The sequence below is a fragment of the Stenotrophomonas sp. FBCC-B152 genome (genome assembly GCF_059134105.1).
Map to the genome: position 1 here is coordinate 3026269 of NZ_CP101442.1, position 16115 is coordinate 3042383.

The following is a 16115-nucleotide window of genomic DNA, read 5'->3' on the forward strand; positions in this document are numbered from 1 at the left end:
CCGGCCCCCGGATCGGGATGGGAAGCGGTTACAACCGTAAAAATCGTGGATTGATCCGGATCAAGGCGCGCCAAGGCCCGGGCGGGAAAACTGGCCCCATTCCACCCCGCCACGAGACAGCACCATGCGCAAGACCACCCTCCTCCTGCCCGCCAGCCTCGCCGCCGCCCTGGCCCTGGCCGCCAGCCCCGCCATGGCCCAGTCCAAGGGCGACTGGACCGTTGCCGCCGGCGTGCACCAGGTGGCCCCCAAGTCCAACAACGGCACCCTAGCCGGCGGCCTCAAGGTCGACGTCGACAGCGACATCAAGCCCACCATCACCGGCGAATACTTCATCGCCGACAACCTGGGCATTGAAATCCTCGCCGCCCTGCCGTTCAAGCACGACATCAACATCGACGGCCTCGGCCGCGTCGGCAGCACCAAGCACCTGCCGCCGGTGGTCTCCCTGCAGTACCACTTCAACAGCAAGGGCAAGGTCTCCCCGTTCCTCGGCGCCGGCCTGAACTACACCACCTTCTTCAGCGAAGAGACCAGCGGCGCCCTGGCCGGCAGCAGTCTCAAGCTGGAAGACTCCTGGGGCCTGGCCGCACACGCCGGCGTGGACTTCGCCATTGCCGACAAGGGCGCCCTGCGCGTGGACGTGCGCTGGATCGACATCGACAGCGACGTCAAGCTGGATGGCACCAAGCTGGGCACCGTCAAGATCGACCCGCTCGCCTACGGCGTCTCCTACGTGTTCAAGTTCTGACACCCTCGCAGCAGAGACTTCCCCGGCTTCGGCCGGGGTTTTTTCCGGCCAGATCCGGAACATGTCCGTGCAGGGGCCGCCCGTTAGAATGGGCCGATGAAAATCGCCTCCCTGCTTTCTTCCTCCGCGCTGGTCCTTGCGCTCACCGTCGTCTCCACCGATGCCCTGGCCTGGGGCGCACAGGGCCACCGCCTGGTCGCCCGCATCGCCGAACCGCGCCTGACCCCGCAGACCCGCGCCGAAGTGGCGCGCCTGCTGGCCAACGAACCGACCCCCACCCTGGCCGCCATCGCCCCCTGGGCCGACGAACTGCGCGCCAAGGATCCCGGGCTGGGCAAGCGCTCGGCCGGCTGGCACTACGTGAACATCGGCGAAGACGACTGCCAGTACGACGTTGAGCGCAACTGCCGCAACGGCAACTGCGTGGTGGAAGCCCTGAAGACACAGACCGCCATCCTCGGTGATCGCAGCCGCCCCGATGCCGAACGCGCGCAGGCGCTGAAGTTCGTCGTGCATTTCGTCGGCGACATCCACCAGCCCATGCATGCCGGCTACGGCCACGACAAGGGCGGCAACGACTTCCAGGTGCAGTACAACGGGCGCGGCACCAACCTGCATTCGCTGTGGGACAGCGGCATGCTGAACACGCTCAAGCTCGATGACGACGCGTATACCAAGCGCCTGTCCGCGCTGAAGGCGCCGAAAGTGGCCAAGCGCTCGGCGATCACCACCGATGCCGTGCAGTGGGCCGAAGCCAGCTGCCGCATCGCCATTGCACCTGGCGTTTACCCCAGCCAGCGTACCGTTGCCCCGCAGTACACCGCGACCTATCTTCCGGTGGCGGAAGCCGAGCTGCGCCTGGCCGGCGAACGCCTGGCGGTGCTTCTCAATGACACGTTGGGTAAGCGCTGAGGTTTCACCATGTCACCGCATGTCGCCAGTTTCTTCCACCCGGACAGCAACACCTTCAGTTACGTGGTGCATGACCCGGCCACCCGGCAGGCGGCAGTGATCGACCCGGTGCTGGATTACGACCCGGATACCGACGCCATCGGCGCCGGGCCGCTGCAGCCGCTGCTGGCACACGTGCGCGCGCATGCGCTGGAGGTGCGCTGGCTGCTGGAAACCCACGCGCATGCCGACCATGTCAGCGCCGGGCGCCGGCTGAAGCAGTCGTTCCCGCAGGCGGCGCTGGCGATGGGCGGCGGCATTGTCGAGGTGCAGCGCACGTTCGCGCCGCGCTATGGGCTGGACGTGCCTACCGACGGCTCGCAGTTCGACCATCTATTCGCCGACGGCGAACGCTTCGATGTCGGCGCGATCGCGGCCGAGGTGATCGCGGTGCCCGGGCACACCAGCGACAGCGTGGCCTACCGGATCGGCGATGCGCTGTTCACCGGCGATTCGCTGTTCATGCCCGATGGCGGTACGGCGCGCTGTGATTTTCCGGGCGGCGATGCCGCCCTGCTGTACCGCTCGATCCAGCGCCTGCTGGCGCTGCCCGATGCCACCCGGGTGTTCATCTGCCACGACTACGGCCCGGGCGGGCGCGAGGTCGCCAATGAAACCACCATCGGCGAGCAGCGCGCGCGCAACATCCACCTGCATGACGGGGTGAGCGAGGCGGAATTCGTGGCGACCCGGCAAGCGCGCGACGCCACGCTTGCCGAGCCGAAGTTGATGCACCCGTCGGTGAAGGCGAACATCCAGGGCGGGGCGTAAAAAACCGCGCAGCGCGTGGTTTTACCGCGTCTTCACCGTGTGCTGGCCGTGCACGATCTCGAACGTGAAGGCGTAGAACAGGCTTACTGCCACCGGTTCCACCCGCTCGGCCTCGCGACAGTCGCTGCTGTCGGCCGGCGCGTGGCCCGCGGCGAAGTGGCACACCGCCGCAGGCGAGTAGCGCCACATCGCCACCGCGTCCTGTGCCGCCTCCACCAGCACCCGGTTTTCAGGCGCACCGCCGGCAACGCACTCACTGCGATCGCTCAACGGCGCGCTGCGTTCCACCGCGCCGTCGGCGCCCACCACCACCTGCAGGCAGACCGTGGTGGGCGGCAGCTCACGGCGCGGATCGCGCTCGCCCAGCACCGGGTCCGGCGCCGCGTACAGCTGCGGCATCCGGTAGCCCTCGCCGGGTTTGAGCGTGTAAGCCTCCACCTGCCCTGACCCTCCCGTCGCGGCAGCCCGCAGCCGCTGGTGGCCGACCGATTCGGCCCTTGAATCCACCGTGGTGAGGCGGTCGTGGCCGGCACAGCCAGCCACCCCAACCACGAGCGCAACCGCCGCAGGCAGCGGCCACCTCACTGGCCGGTCACCGTTTCACTCATGGCGAAGGTGATCGGAATGCGGACCGCGGCCGCCACCGCTTTGCCGTCCTTCATCGCCGGATGGTAGGTCCACTGCCGGGCTGCAGCGATCGATGCGGCGTCGAACACGCCCGGGTTGGTTGCACTGAGCACGCGCACATCGCGGACCTTGCCCTGTGCGTCCACGTCCACCCGCAGCACCACTTCGCCGCTCTGGTTGTTCTCGAACGCGCTGGTGGGGTAGCTCGGCGGCGGCATCCTGTCGATCGTCACCGGGCGCTCCAGCCCTGCCTTGGCCGCATCTTCCTGCGCGAACTGGAACGGTTCGGCGCTGATCGCCGGGCTGCCACCGCCGCCGCCCTGGCTGGCCCAGGCGACCGCGCCCAGCCCCATGCACAGCCCCACCACCAGTACCTGGCCGGTCACCCACGGCAACGCCCTGCGCTTGTGTTCCTTCATCATGGCAATTCGCTCCTTCAACATCGGTTGGCTGCGCCAGTGGCAGGCCATGGGCGCAACCGGGTGGACCAACTGCGCCTTCAGCAGCGCGTTGGCGTAGAGCCGGCGCGAGGCCGGATGCGGGTCGACCGTGCGTGCGTCGCAGGCCAGCTCCTGGTCACGCAGGAAGCGGCGCGAGGCCCACGGCAACAACGGATGGAACCAGAACAGGCAGCGCAGCAGGGCCAGCGCGGCATTGGCCCAGTGATCGCCATGGCGGCGGTGCTGGCATTCGTGCTGCAGGATCAGCGCGCGTTCGGCCGCACTGAAGCGCAGGTCGAAATCCGGGCCGACCACCACGCGTGGTGACCACAGGCCCACCAGGGCCGGCAGGCCGGGATCGGCGCTGGCCTGCCAGCTGCCATCGCTTCGCGGCTGAAGCGCGCCCATGCCACGTTCGAAACGACGCTGGCCCCGCCACTGGCGGATGCCGGCCAGCAGTGCGCCGGCCGCCCACAGCGCGACCAGCAGGGTCGGCCACAGCACCGCGTCGGCCGGCAGCACCGGCGCACGCAGCGCGGCCCCCAGCGCGTGCACCGGCGTGGCCTCGACGAGTGGCACGCGGGGCAGTGGCAACCGCGGTGCCAGCATCACCAGCGGCAGCAGCCACCAGCCGCGGTACACCAGCGGTGCGCCGCCCAGCCGGCGCAGCAGCGGGCGCAGCGCGGCCAGCAGCACCACGGCGATCGACACCCACATGCTTGCCAGCAGCACTCCCTGCAGCAGCTCAGTCATGGTCCAGCTCCTGGATCAGCTTCTTCAGTTCGGCGATGTCCTGCGCGCTCAGCTCGCCGCGTTCGCTGAAATGCGCCACCAGCGGCGCGACCCGGCCGGCGAACAGCTTGTCCAGCAGGCCGCTGCTCTGCTCGGCCACCCAGGCCTGGCGCTGCAGCACCGGCGAGTACAGGTAGCGGCGGCCGTCGCGGCTGGCGCTGATCGCGCCCTTGGTGAGCAGCCGGTTGAGCAGGGTCTTGATGGTGGGCTCGGCCCAGTCTCGGTCGGCCAGCGCCGCCACCACCTCATCGGCCCCTTGCGGGTGCCGGTTCCAGAGCACTTCCATGACAACGGCTTCGGCTTCGCTGATCTGGCTCATCATTTACATCCGTAATCGACGATCTGATTACGCGCGTAATCTTTCCCGCTGTCAACCCCCCGTGTCACGGGTCCGTTCAAGCCGGAAGTGCTGTAATGAAAAACAGACTTCGCAGGAACGCGCCGCATGACCGAGCATCTCACCGACCTGGACGCTGCAACCGACTGGCTGCTGCAGCGTGTCGACGGGCCGCTGCGCATCGGCGCACCGCTGGCACTGGGCAAGCCGCACCGGCTGCTCAACGCGCTGTATGCGCGGATCGAGAACGACCCGTCGCGCCCGCTGCAGATCTACACCGCGCTGTCGTTGAACCCGCCCAAGGCCGGCGGCGGGCTGGAGGCCCGCTTCATGGCGCCGTTCGCGGCGCGCCACTTCGGCGAGGATTTCCCGCGCCTGGCCTATGCCGATGCGATGGTGCGCGACCGCCTGCCCGACCACGTGCAGGTGGAGGAGTTCTACATGCAGTCCGGTGCCCTGCTCGGTTCATCGCAGGCACAGCGCGGCTACACCAGCCTCAACTACACCCACGCCGCCGATGCGGTGGCGCAGCGCGCGCCGCACGCGATCGTGCAGAAGGTGGCGATGCGGCCCGACGACCGCCGCCTGTCGCTGTCGTGCAACAACGACATCACCCAGGACACGATCGACGCGATGCTGGCGCGCGGCCTGCCGCGCCCGCTGCTGATTGCCGAGATCGACCCGCAGCTGCCCTACCTGGGCGGCTCGGCCACGGTGGATGTGTCGTTCTTCGACCTGGTGATCACCCCGCCGGCGCCCTACCCGGACCTGTTCGGGCTGCCGCGCCAGCCGGTCAGCGATGCCGACTACGCCATCGGCCTGTATGCCAGTGCGCTGGTCCGCGATGGTGGCACGCTGCAGATCGGCATCGGTACGCTGGCCGATGCGATCAGCCACGCGCTGGTGCTGCGGCATACCGACAACGCCCGCTACCGGCAGATCCTGCACGCGCTGGATCCTACCTTGGCCAGTAACCCGACCGTGCTGGAGTGCGGCGGCCTGGAACCGTTCGAGGTGGGCCTGTACGGCTGCAGCGAGATGCTCAATGAAGGCTTCCGCCGGCTGGTGCAGACCGGGGTGATCCGACGCAAGGTGCACGATGACCTGGCGCTGATGGAGCGGATTGAAAGCGGCAGCACGCTGACCATCGACCACGCCACGCTGGAGGCCGAAGGCGAGTATCTGCATGGCGCGTTCTACCTGGGTTCGCCGGAGTTCTACCAGTGGCTGCGCGAGCTGCCGGAAGACGAATCGCGCGCGATCGGCATGCGCCGGATCAGCGAGATCAACCAGCTGTACGGCGGCAACGAAGCGCTGGAACGGCTGCAGCGCCGGCATGCGCGTTTCTTCAACTCCTGCATGATGGCCACCGCGCTGGGTGCGGCGGTGTCCGATGCGCTGGAAGACGGCCGCGTCGTCTCAGGGGTGGGCGGCCAGTACAACTTTGTGGCGATGGCGCACGCGCTGCCGGAGGCACGCAGTGCACTGATGTTCCGCGCGGTGCGCGAGGACAAGGGCACGCTGCAGTCGAACATGCGCTGGAACTACGGGCACACCACGATTCCACGCCACCTGCGCGATATCTACATCAACGAATACGGCATCGCCGACCTGCGCAACCTCACCGACGAAGACTGCGTGACCGGCATGGCCGCGATCACCGATGCGGCGTTCCAGGGCAACCTGCTGCAGACGGCGAAGGCGTCGAAGAAGCTGGCCACCGGTTTTGTCGCGCCGGAGCATTGGGCACGACGCAATACGGCGGCATCGGTGAGCGCATCGCTTGCCCCGTTCCGCCAGTCCGGCGCGCTGCCCGATTACCCGCTGGGCAGCGATTTCACCGAAGTGGAGCAGCACCTGGTCAAGGCATTGGGCTGGCTGAAGCAGAACACCCAGACCCCGGGCGCGAAGCTGCGCACGGTGCTGGCCGCGTTCACCCAGCCGGCCGGCGATGGCGACGTGGTCTACCTGCAGCGGATGGGCCTGGACGCACCGAAGACGTTCGGCGAGAAAGTCGAAGCACGCCTGGTCCGCCTTGGATTGGCGCGCACCGCATAACGGACACGCGCCCAGATGAAAACGGCGCTTCCGTTTCGGGAAGCGCCGTTTGGACTACGTCGGTGGCTGGCGCTTAGTTGGCCAGCTGCGCCTTCGCCGCGGCGACCACTGCATCGGCGGTGATGCCGAAGTGCTTGTACAGCGCTTCGGCCGGGGCCGAGGCGCCGAAGGTGTCGATACCGATCACCGCACCGTCCAGGCCCACGTACTGGCGCCAGAAACCGGTGACGCCGGCTTCGACGGCCACGCGGTTGCGCACCGCGTTCGGCAGCACCGATTCACGGTAGGCCGCGTCCTGGCGCTCGAACACATCGGTGGACGGCATCGAGACCACGCGGGTCTTGATCCCGGCGGCATCGAGTTCGGCCTTGGCGGCCACGGCCAGGCCCACTTCCGAACCGGTACCGATCAGGATCACGTCCGGCACGCCGCCTTCGGCATCGGCCAGCACGTAACCGCCACGGGCGATCTGCGCCACCTGGTCGGTGCTGCGCGGCTGGTGCGGCAGGTTCTGGCGGCTGAAGACCAGGCAGCTCGGGCCGTCCTGGCGGGTGATCGCGGCCTTCCAGCTGACCGCCGATTCGACCGCATCGCACGGGCGCCACACATCGTTGTTCGGGATGTAGCGCAGCGAGGCCAGGTGCTCCACCGGCTGGTGGGTCGGGCCGTCTTCGCCCAGGCCGATCGAGTCGTGGGTGTACACGTGGATGGCGTGGGCCGGGATCAGGGCGCTCATGCGCACACCGTTGCGGGCGTAATCGCTGAACACCAGGAAGGTGGCGTCGAACGGAATGAAGCCACCGTGCAGGGCCAGGCCGTTGGCGATCGCGGTCATGCCGAACTCGCGCACGCCGTAGTACACGTAGTTGGCGTTCGGGTCATCGGTGGCCACCGACTTGCTGGCCTTCCACAGGGTCAGGTTGGAGTGCGCCAGGTCGGCCGAACCACCCACCAGCTCCGGCAGCAGCGGCGCAAAGGCTTCGATGGCCAGCTGCGAGGCCTTGCGCGAGGCGATGGTCTGGCCTTCGGCTTGGACCTGGGCGATGTAGGCATCGGCCTTGGCGACGAAATCGGCCGGCAGCTCGCCGTGCGAACGGCGGGTCAGTTCTTCGGCTTCGGCCGGGAACTGCGCGGCGTACTTGTCGAACTGCTGTTCCCACTCGGCCTGGCGCAGGGTGCCGGTACCGCCGGCACGCCAGCCGGCGTAGATCTCTTCCGGGATCTCGAACGGGCCGTAGTTCCAGCCCAGCTGCTTGCGGGTGGCTTCCAGCTCATCCTTGCCCAGCGGTGCGCCGTGGCTGGATTCCTTGCCCGCCTTGCCCGGCGAACCGAAACCGATGGTGGTGCGGCAGCAGATCAGGGTCGGCTTGTCGGACTGCGCCAGCGCGTTCTCGATGGCGGCCTTGATGCTTTCCGGGTCATGCCCATCGACGCCGCGCACCACGTTCCAGCCATAGGCTTCGAAACGCTCGGGGGTGTTGTCGGTGAACCAGCCGGCGGTGTTGCCGTCGATGGAGATGTGGTTGTCGTCCCAGAAGCAGACCAGCTTGCCCAGGCCCCAGGTACCGGCCAGCGAGGCGGCTTCGTGGGACACGCCTTCCATCAGGCAGCCGTCGCCCAGGAACACCCAGGTGCGGTGGTCGACGATCTCGTGCTCGGGGCGGTTGTAGCGCTGGGCCAGCAGCTTTTCAGCCAGCGCGAAGCCCACGGCATTGGCCAGGCCCTGGCCGAGCGGACCGGTGGTGGTTTCCACGCCGGGGGTTTCATGGTGTTCCGGGTGGCCGGCGGTCTTGCTGCCCAGCTGGCGGAACTGCTTGAGCTGTTCGATCGGCAGGTCGTAGCCGCTCAGGTGCAGCAGCGCGTACTGCAGCATCGAGCCGTGGCCGTTGGACAGCACGAAGCGGTCGCGGTTGAACCACTTGGGGTTGTTCGGGTTGTGACGGAGATAGTCGTTCCAGAGGACTTCGGCGATATCTGCCATGCCCATCGGCATGCCGGGATGCCCGGACTTGGCGGTTTCGACCGCATCAGCGGCAAGGAAGCGGATGGCGTTGGCCAACTGGCGGCGGGTGGGCTGCGTCATGAGTCTGTCGGGTCGGGAGGCTCCCGCGGAGCTGCGGGCTGCCCATTGTCCCATAGTCCACCGACCGGGTCAGGCCGTCCGGGCGAGTGAAGACGGCTCCGGTACACCAATGAAAACGCCCCGCTGGGCGGGGCGCTTTCAATGAGGCTGGGGCGGCAGGCGCGGTCAGCTGCGCGGCACGACCGGGCCCGGGACCGGGCTTTCCTCGGTTTCGCCCTTGGCCACCAGGGTGGTCAGGGCCAGGTCGCCGGTGACGTTGAGCGCGGTGCGGCACATGTCCAGGAAGTGGTTCACGCCCAGGATCAGGCCGATGCCCATCGGGTCCACCCCGACCATGGCGCAGATCATCGCCACCACGGGCAGGGAGCCGGACGGCACGCCGGCGGTGCCGATGCCGCCCAGGATGCAGACCACCATCACCATCAGCTGCTGGGTGATACTCAGGTCCACGCCGAAGAACTGGGCCAGGAAGATCACCGTCACGCCCTCGAACAGCGCGGTGCCGTTCTGGTTGGCGGTGGCGCCCACGGTCAGCACGAAGCGCGAGACCTTCTGCGGCAGGCCCATCTGGTCGGCCACGCGCAGCGCGGTCGGCAGGGTGGCGTTGCTGGAGGCGGTGGAGAAGGCCATCACCGTGGCTTCCTGGGTATCGCGGAAGAACGCCAGCGGCGAACGCCCCGACAGCCACACCGCCGCGCCGTAGGTCACCACCATGTGCAGCGCCAGCGCCAGCACCACCACGCCCACGTAGGCGCCCAGGCGGATCAGCAGGTCGAAGCCGAAGATCGCCGCCAGGTTGAACATGAAGCAGGCCACCGCGTACGGCGCCAGGCGGATGACCAGGTTGATCAGGGTCATCGAGACTTCGAACACGCCTTCGATGACCTTGCGCAGCGGCGCGGTCTTCTCATCCGGCGACAGCACCATGCCGATGCCGAACATCAGCGCGAAGAACATCAGCGACAGGATCGCGCCATTGCTCGATGCGGCGGCCAGCACGTTGCTGGGCACGATCGACAGCAGCATGTCCATGCCCTTGGGCTGCTCGCCGATGTTGGCGACGATCTCGCGGCTGCGCTCGACGTTCTCGTGCAGCAGCTGCTGGGCCATGGCCGGGTCCACGCCCACGCCCGGCTTGAGCACGTTGACCAGCACCAGGCCCAGGCCGACCGCGATGCCCGACAGCAGCACGGTGTAGGCCAGGGTCTTCCAGCCGATCCGGCCGAGCGAACGGATGTCGCCCATCTCCGACACGCCCATCACCAGCGCCGAGAAGATCAGCGGCACGATCAGCATGAAGATCAAGTTGAGGAACAGGCCCGACAGCGGCGTTGTCAGGTAGGTCATCACCCCGCGGGCGGCATCGGGCAGCCAGGGAATGCCCGGCCCGACGGCGTGCACGATCAGCCCCAGCACCAGGCCAAGCCCGAAGCCAATGCCCATTTTCCAATGCAATGGCAGCTTCTGCCGGGTCGTTGCGGCCTCAGTCATGGAGCGGTGTTCCTTGAAAATTAGAGAAAGAGCTTAGCAAAGCCGGCCCACCCGGCCCGGCGGCCACTCAGCGTCCCGAAGGATAGAGCGGCGCCAGGCCAGTATTTTCTGAGGTCTGCGCCGGCTGCCAGTGCGGTCCGTCATGGAAGGCGCGGCGCAGCGCCTGTCGCGCCTGGGTCGCATCGCCGCCGTCGCGGCTCCAGCGCGCGGCCTGCAGGTCGCGCAGGGCCTGGTGTTGGGCCGGGTCGACCAGCCGTGCCAGCACGGCATCCAGGCCATGCACGCCGCCCATCCTGCCCAGCAGCGCGACGATCTCGTCCAGCCCCTCGTGGTCCAGCGCGCGGCGCAGCTCGCCGCGTGACGGCACCTGCGAGGAGGCGACGGGCCCCACCGCGCGGGATGTGCTGGGCGCAGCAGCGTGCCGACGACGGCGCCAGGCCCACGCCAGGGTCAGCAGCCCCAGGGGCGGCTGGCCGCTGCCGCCACGGTGACGGCGTCGGACGGCGTGGCGGTGGTCCCGGGCAACGGCGAGGTGGTATCCAGCGCGGTCGGCGGGGGCACCGTGCCCGGGGCGCCGGCGGCCACGGCCAGGCTGAGGTCGGGCAGCGTGGCGGTGCGCGCCTGGCTGCCACGCACATCCCACCAGGCCATGCGCGGGCCGGGAATCACCAGCGTGCCGGGCTGGCGCGGCACCACCGAATAGCGACGGGTGAGGGTCAGGCGCGGGGTGCTGCCGTTGAAGGTTTCGTCGTACTGCGGCGGCTCGGCGAACACCTGCGCACCCGGGCCGGCATCCAGCGGCGGCAGTTCGGGGAACTGCGCGCGGGTGGCGCCGTCGGCCACCGCCTCCACCACCACCGTGACCGCCTCGCCGGCGCGGGCGCGGGTGGGCGCGGCGGTGTAGCGCAGGCGCAGGTCGTGCAGCGGCAGCCATGGCTGCGGTGCGGCGTCGGGTTGTGCCTGCACCTGCAGGGTGCGATCGGGCGCGTTGGCGCGCAGCCGGCCATCGCCACCGAACAGGTCATCGAAGAAGCCGCCTGCGCTGCGGCCGTTGAAGCGCGCGCCGGGCAGCAGCAGCGGCCCGCTGCGTTCGGGAATCAGCAGGTAGCGGCGCTCGACCAGGTTGTAGCGCCGCCCGTTGATCTCGCGGACCAGGCTGCGATCCTCGCCGACACGCTGCATCGAGGCGCCTTCCGGCGCATCCACGCCCAGTTCGCCCGAGAGCAGCTGGGAGGCGTAGTAGAGGCGCACCACCACGCCCACGCTCTGCTGCACGTAGGGGCTGTCGTCGTCGACCTCCATTTCGACGAACGCCGTGGCGTTGCCGGGCACGGCGGGCGTCGCGGCAGCACTGGCGGACACGGTCAAACGCAACGGCGTGGTCCGCGCCGCGCCCACCTGCAGGGCGGGAATGGTCAGCACGCCACTGCGCCGGGGGCTGAGCGCCACGCCGTACAACGAACGCGACTGCATCGCGCCCTGGCTCCACTGCACCTGGCGGCTGCTGGTCTGGCCGCTGAGCTCGAAATCGGCCTGCAGCGGCGCGTAATCCGGCGCGCCGGCATCGGTCTCGATGTTGAGCGTGACCGTGTCGGTGTCGCTGATCGCATCGCGGTCCAGCCACGCGCGGGGCTGGGCCTGGGCCAGGCTGCTCACGCCCAGCAGCAGCCAGCCGCAGGCGCGCCACCAACGTCGCGTGGAGGGTGCTGCGCTCATTGTCCGTCCCGTTTCCTGCGTTCGCTTTCCAGTTGGAATTTCTGCCGCAGCAGGTTGCCCGGTTCATCGGGCACCCGCCGCATCCACGCTTCAACCGCCTGGCGCTGCTCGCGCTGCTGCGGCGTTTCGTTTGACTCGCGGCGCTGCGCCGGGGTCTTGCCGCCGCCAGCCTGTTGTTTCTCCAACGCCTGGCGCATGCGTTCGCGCTGCGCCGCATCGGCGCGCGCCTGTTCGGCCGGATCGGGCTTGCCCGCCTCCGGGTCCTGCGGTGGCGTGCCCTGCCCCGGCTTGGGCTGGCCCTGCTCGCCCTTTCCAGAAGGGTCCTGCTTCTGTTGTTGCTGTTGTTGCTGGGAATGCTGCGACTGCTTCTGCTGTGGTTGCTGCTGTTGCTGCCCGCCCCCCGGTGGCGGCTTGCGCTTGCGCGCGGCATCCACGGCGGCACGGTTGGCCACGGCATCGGGCATGCCCGGGCGCAGGGCCAGCGCCTGGTCGTAGGCGGCGATCGCGGCGTCGTACTGGCCCTGCCGGGCCAGCGCATTGCCGAGGTTGTAGCGGGCCTCGGCGTCGTTCACGCCTTCGAACTGCTGTTGCGCCGCCTGGAAATCGCCGCGCCGGTAGGCATCCACCCCGTCGGCCACGCGCTGCTGGTCGCGCTGGTCCGCGCGCTGCCACCAGTTGCGTTCGGCGGCATGTGCCGGGGCGGGCATGGCCAGCGGCAGCATCACGCAGACCAGGGCCACGGCCGCCACGCCACGGCGACGGAAGGCCCACAGCGAGAGCAGCATCAACGGCGGCAGCAGCCAGAAGCCTTCATCGCGCCAGGCCAGGCCTTCGCCTTCGCGGCTTTCCTGGCCGCCGGTGCTGGCGCGCGGCGTCAATACGCCGAGTGATTTGAGATCACCTTCATCGTCCGCCACCGCCGCGTAACGACCACCGCCGGCATCGGCCACCGCGCGCAGGGTGTCCGGCTCCAGTTGGGCGCGCGCGATCTGGCCATCGCCGCTGCGGTATGCCGCACCGGCTGCGGTACCCAGCCCGAGTACCGAGACGTGGATGTTCTGCGCCTTGGCGGCAGCGGCCGCAGCACGCGCGGCATCATCGGCACGGTCGGTCAGCAGCAGGATGTCGCCGCCCTTGGCGCCGGACTGCTGCAGCAACAGCACCGCCGCTTCGATGGCACGGTCGGCGCGTTGGCCGTCGCGTGGCATCACGTCCGGGGCCAGCGCATCCAGGTACAGCGCCACGTTGGCAGCATCGCCGGTCAACGGTGCAACGGTGAACGCATCGTCGGCGTAGGCCAGCAATGCCACTTCACCGCCGCTGCGCTCGCGCAGCAGCGTGGCCAGCTTGGCCCGCGCCTGCAGCAGGCGCGACGGCGGCAGGTCGGTGGCGGTGGTGCGCGAGGACAGATCCAGCGCCACCACCAGCGGCGCCGGTGCCTGCCACAGCGGCTGCGGCAGTTGTCGCCAGCCCGGGCCGGCCAGGGCCACCACGGCCAGTGTCCAGCCCACCAGCAGCAGCGCCAGGCCGCTCCAGGCGCGGCGCCCGCCGGCCACCAGCAGGTGCGGCAACAGGTGCGCATCCACGTTCTGGCGCCAGACGCTGCCGCGGCGGCGACGCCAGGTCCAGAGCAGTGCGATCAGCGGCAGCGCGGCCAGCGCCCAGAGCAGCGCCGGGCGCGCGAGATGCACGTGGTTGATGAGGGTCGTCATGCCCAGCGCCTCGGCAGCAGCCAGCCCAGTCCACCCAGCAGCATGGCCAGCGCCAGCGGCCATGCATACCGTTCGATATAAGGACGTACCGCCGCGCCTGCGGCGGTGATCGGCTCCAGCCGGTCCAGTTCGGCATAGATGCCGGCCAGTTCGTCGGTGTTGCGCGCGCGGAACGCGCGGCCGCCGGTGAGGTCGGCAATGCGGCGCAGCGTGGCTTCGTCCACCGGGTCGTCGCCAGCAGCGATCTGCACGCCGAACAGGCTCATGCCGCCGTCGCCGCCGAACGCCACCGGATACACGCGCACGCCTTCGGCCTTGGCCAGTTCGGCCGCGCGCAGCGGCTGCAGCACGCCGGCGTTGCTGACGCCGTCGGTCAGCAGGATCAGCACGCGCTGGCCCTCGGGCTGTTCGCGCAGGCGCTTGACCGCCAGCGCGATGGCATCGCCGATGGCGGTGTCGCGGCCAGCCAGGCCGACTTCGCTGTCGGTGAGCTGGTTGCGCACCGTGGTGAGGTCGGCGGTGATCGGCGTCAGCGTGTAAGCACGTTCGCCGAAGATGAGCAGCCCCACCCGATCACCGGCACGGCGGTCGAGGAAGTCGGCCAGCACTGCCTTTGCCGCGGACAGACGCTGTACGACCTGGTTGCCCAGCATCATGTCCGGTTCGCTCATGCTGCCGGAGACGTCCACCGCGAGCATCATCTGCCGGCCCTGCTGCGGCGGGGTGACCGGTTCGCCGAGCTGCTGCGGCCGGGCCATGGCCACGCACAGGCAGGCCCAGGCCAGCCACAGCAGCAGCCGGCCGATCCGCCAACCGGCCGCACCACGGGCCTGGCCGAGTTCGGCCAGCGCACCGGCGGCATAGGGGACGCGCAGGGCGGGAGCGGCTGCGTTGCGGCGCGGCCACCAGCGCATCAGCCACGGAAGCGGCAATGCCAGCAGCGCCCACGGCCACGCCAGCGCATCCAGCCACGGCAGCACGGAGGACAGGCCCGGAATCATCGGCCGCGCCTGCTGATCAGCTCAAGGAAGCGTGCGCGCGCGAGGTCGCGCACGCGCTGCACGTCGGCAGCGTCGAGGCGGCGACGGTAGCCCCCGTCCAGCAGCAGGCGCCCTTCGCCGTCTGAGAAGGCATGGCTGCCGGGGGCATCGAGGAATTCCAGCCAGGCCTGGCCCTGCAGCAGTTCCGCACCCGCTTGGCGGCGGCGCGCGGCGCGGCGCAGCAGCTCGGCCATCGCGGCGACCGGGGCAGTGCCGTCCGGCGCGGCATCCACCGCGGTGTCGAACACCCGCAGCCAGCGGCGCTGCTGGCGCCGGCGATGCGCGCGCCATGCCCAGGCCAGCAGCACGACCAGCGCCAGCGCCGCCAGCACCAGCCACCAGCCCAGCGGCAACGGCCACCAGGACGGGATGGGCGGCAGGTGCACGTCGCGCAGCGGCAGCGAGGTGGCCGCGCTCATGCGACCACCGCCGACGGCAGCGGACCCAGCCAGCAGTCGCTGGCATCATCGGTGCTGACCACGTGCACCTGGATGCGACGGGCGCCGAGGCTGCGCTGCAGCGTTTCCAGCGGTTCGACGAAGCGCGCGTGCCAGTGCTCGCGCACGGCGCTGTCGTGCAGGTCCAGCACCACCTGCCGGCCCTGCGACAGGAACGGCAGCACGCCATCCGGCGGCGCCAGCTCCAGCGGATCGGCCAGCAGCATCAGCTGTACTTCATGGTGCATGGCCAGCGCGGTCCAGCGCGGAATGTCGATGGCGGCCGCGCGTGCGGGATCGGCCAGCACCACCACGCGCGCACCGGGGCGCAGCACGCGCGCGGCCTGCTGCAGTGCGTGGTCGAGGCCGGCGTCATCGGGCGGCGGCGCGGCGTACCAGCGGGTCAATGCATCCAGCACGCGGAGCACGCCCCGGGTACCGCCGGCCGGTGGGATCGGCGCTTCGCTGCGACTGCCGCGCAGTGCGGACAGGCGGTCGCCCTGGCGTTGTGCCAGCCACGCGGCGACGGCACCGACGCGGGCGGCCTGCACCGACTTGAAGCGCACCCGGGTGCCGAAATACAGCACCGGGTCGGTGTCGGCCACCAGCAGTGTCTGGCGCTCGCGTTCGGCCTGGAACAGTTTGGTATGTGCGCGCCCGGTGCGGGCGGTCACCCGCCAGTCGATGTGCCGCGCGTCATCGCCGGCGACGTACTCGCGCGATTCTGCGTACTCCATGCCGCGCCCGCGCATCGGCGACGGCGCTTGGCCGGCATGCGCCAGCCGCCCGCGTCGCGCCGGGGCCAGCCGGTGCGCGCTGCGCCGCAGTGCGACCAGTTCGGCCAGGGTCGGCTGCACGCCGTTGCCCGCCAGCGCATCGGCGGCAGTGTCATCCAGGGCAGTCATGCCG

Annotated in this window: 13 protein-coding genes and 1 pseudogene; 4 read left to right on the forward strand and 10 right to left on the reverse strand. The window is 69.6% G+C overall.

All coding sequences use genetic code 11. The features are described 5' to 3' along the window. Positions 1 to 124: 124 nt before the first annotated feature. From NMB40_RS13950 to NMB40_RS13960, 3 genes are all read left to right on the forward strand, one after another. Entirely contained in the window at positions 125 to 751 is a 627-nt protein-coding gene (locus NMB40_RS13950; RefSeq protein ID WP_282247074.1) for an OmpW/AlkL family protein, read from the forward strand. A 96-nt stretch (positions 752 to 847) separates the two neighbouring features. Continuing rightward, entirely contained in the window at positions 848 to 1663 is an 816-nt protein-coding gene (locus NMB40_RS13955) for a S1/P1 nuclease (protein ID WP_494358794.1), read from the forward strand. Between the two features lie 9 nt (positions 1664 to 1672). Beyond that, on the forward strand, positions 1673 to 2473 hold the full coding sequence (locus NMB40_RS13960; RefSeq protein WP_494358795.1) for an MBL fold metallo-hydrolase: 801 nt from the start codon (positions 1673 to 1675) through the stop codon (positions 2471 to 2473). A 21-nt stretch (positions 2474 to 2494) separates the two neighbouring features. Here the strand turns inward: NMB40_RS13960 and NMB40_RS13965 are convergent, their stop codons facing one another. From NMB40_RS13965 to NMB40_RS13975, 3 genes are read right to left on the reverse strand one after another with little or no spacing between them, the layout of a single operon-like run. After that, positions 2495 to 3016: a hypothetical protein gene (locus NMB40_RS13965; RefSeq protein WP_494358796.1), complete on the reverse strand. Its 522-nt coding sequence runs from the start codon at positions 3014 to 3016 to the stop codon at positions 2495 to 2497. Between the two features lie 38 nt (positions 3017 to 3054). Then, the gene (locus tag NMB40_RS13970; protein WP_494358797.1) at positions 3055 to 4293 is read right to left on the reverse strand and encodes a M56 family metallopeptidase; all 1239 of its coding nucleotides are present in this window, start codon (positions 4291 to 4293) and stop codon (positions 3055 to 3057) included. Then, on the reverse strand, positions 4286 to 4651 hold the full coding sequence (locus NMB40_RS13975; protein WP_249833028.1) for a BlaI/MecI/CopY family transcriptional regulator: 366 nt from the start codon (positions 4649 to 4651) through the stop codon (positions 4286 to 4288). The genes NMB40_RS13970 and NMB40_RS13975 overlap by 8 nt, the downstream gene beginning before the upstream one ends. A 126-nt stretch (positions 4652 to 4777) precedes the next feature. Here NMB40_RS13975 and NMB40_RS13980 point away from each other — a divergent pair, with 126 nt between their 5' ends. After that, complete coding sequence (locus NMB40_RS13980; protein WP_494358798.1) at positions 4778 to 6727, forward strand: acetyl-CoA hydrolase/transferase C-terminal domain-containing protein; 1950 nt, start codon at positions 4778 to 4780, stop codon at positions 6725 to 6727. A gap of 73 nt (positions 6728 to 6800) precedes the next feature. Here NMB40_RS13980 and tkt read toward each other — a convergent pair whose 3' ends face one another. The 7 genes and pseudogenes from tkt to NMB40_RS14015 all read right to left on the reverse strand — a co-directional run bounded on the left by tkt (position 6801) and on the right by NMB40_RS14015 (position 16111). Further along, on the reverse strand, positions 6801 to 8810 hold the full coding sequence (tkt, locus tag NMB40_RS13985) for a transketolase (RefSeq protein ID WP_494358799.1): 2010 nt from the start codon (positions 8808 to 8810) through the stop codon (positions 6801 to 6803). 165 nt (positions 8811 to 8975) lie between these two features. Further along, positions 8976 to 10301: a dicarboxylate/amino acid:cation symporter gene (locus NMB40_RS13990; protein ID WP_282247081.1), complete on the reverse strand. Its 1326-nt coding sequence runs from the start codon at positions 10299 to 10301 to the stop codon at positions 8976 to 8978. A gap of 67 nt (positions 10302 to 10368) precedes the next feature. Next, positions 10369 to 12017 (reverse strand): annotated as a pseudogene (locus NMB40_RS13995) (BatD family protein). Next, the gene (locus tag NMB40_RS14000; protein ID WP_494358800.1) at positions 12014 to 13729 is read right to left on the reverse strand and encodes a VWA domain-containing protein; all 1716 of its coding nucleotides are present in this window, start codon (positions 13727 to 13729) and stop codon (positions 12014 to 12016) included. Before NMB40_RS14000 ends, NMB40_RS13995 begins: the two are co-directional and overlap by 4 nt. Beyond that, positions 13726 to 14730 carry a vWA domain-containing protein gene (locus tag NMB40_RS14005; protein ID WP_494358801.1) on the reverse strand — a complete coding sequence of 335 codons (1005 nt, stop codon included), beginning with the start codon at positions 14728 to 14730 and terminating at the stop codon, positions 13726 to 13728. The genes NMB40_RS14000 and NMB40_RS14005 overlap by 4 nt, the downstream gene beginning before the upstream one ends. Then, positions 14727 to 15188: a DUF4381 family protein gene (locus NMB40_RS14010; protein ID WP_494358802.1), complete on the reverse strand. Its 462-nt coding sequence runs from the start codon at positions 15186 to 15188 to the stop codon at positions 14727 to 14729. The genes NMB40_RS14005 and NMB40_RS14010 overlap by 4 nt, the downstream gene beginning before the upstream one ends. Further along, positions 15185 to 16111, reverse strand: a complete 927-nt coding sequence (locus tag NMB40_RS14015; protein WP_494358803.1) for a DUF58 domain-containing protein — start codon at positions 16109 to 16111, stop codon at positions 15185 to 15187. Before NMB40_RS14015 ends, NMB40_RS14010 begins: the two co-directional genes overlap by 4 nt. Between the last annotated feature and the right edge of the window lie 4 nt (positions 16112 to 16115).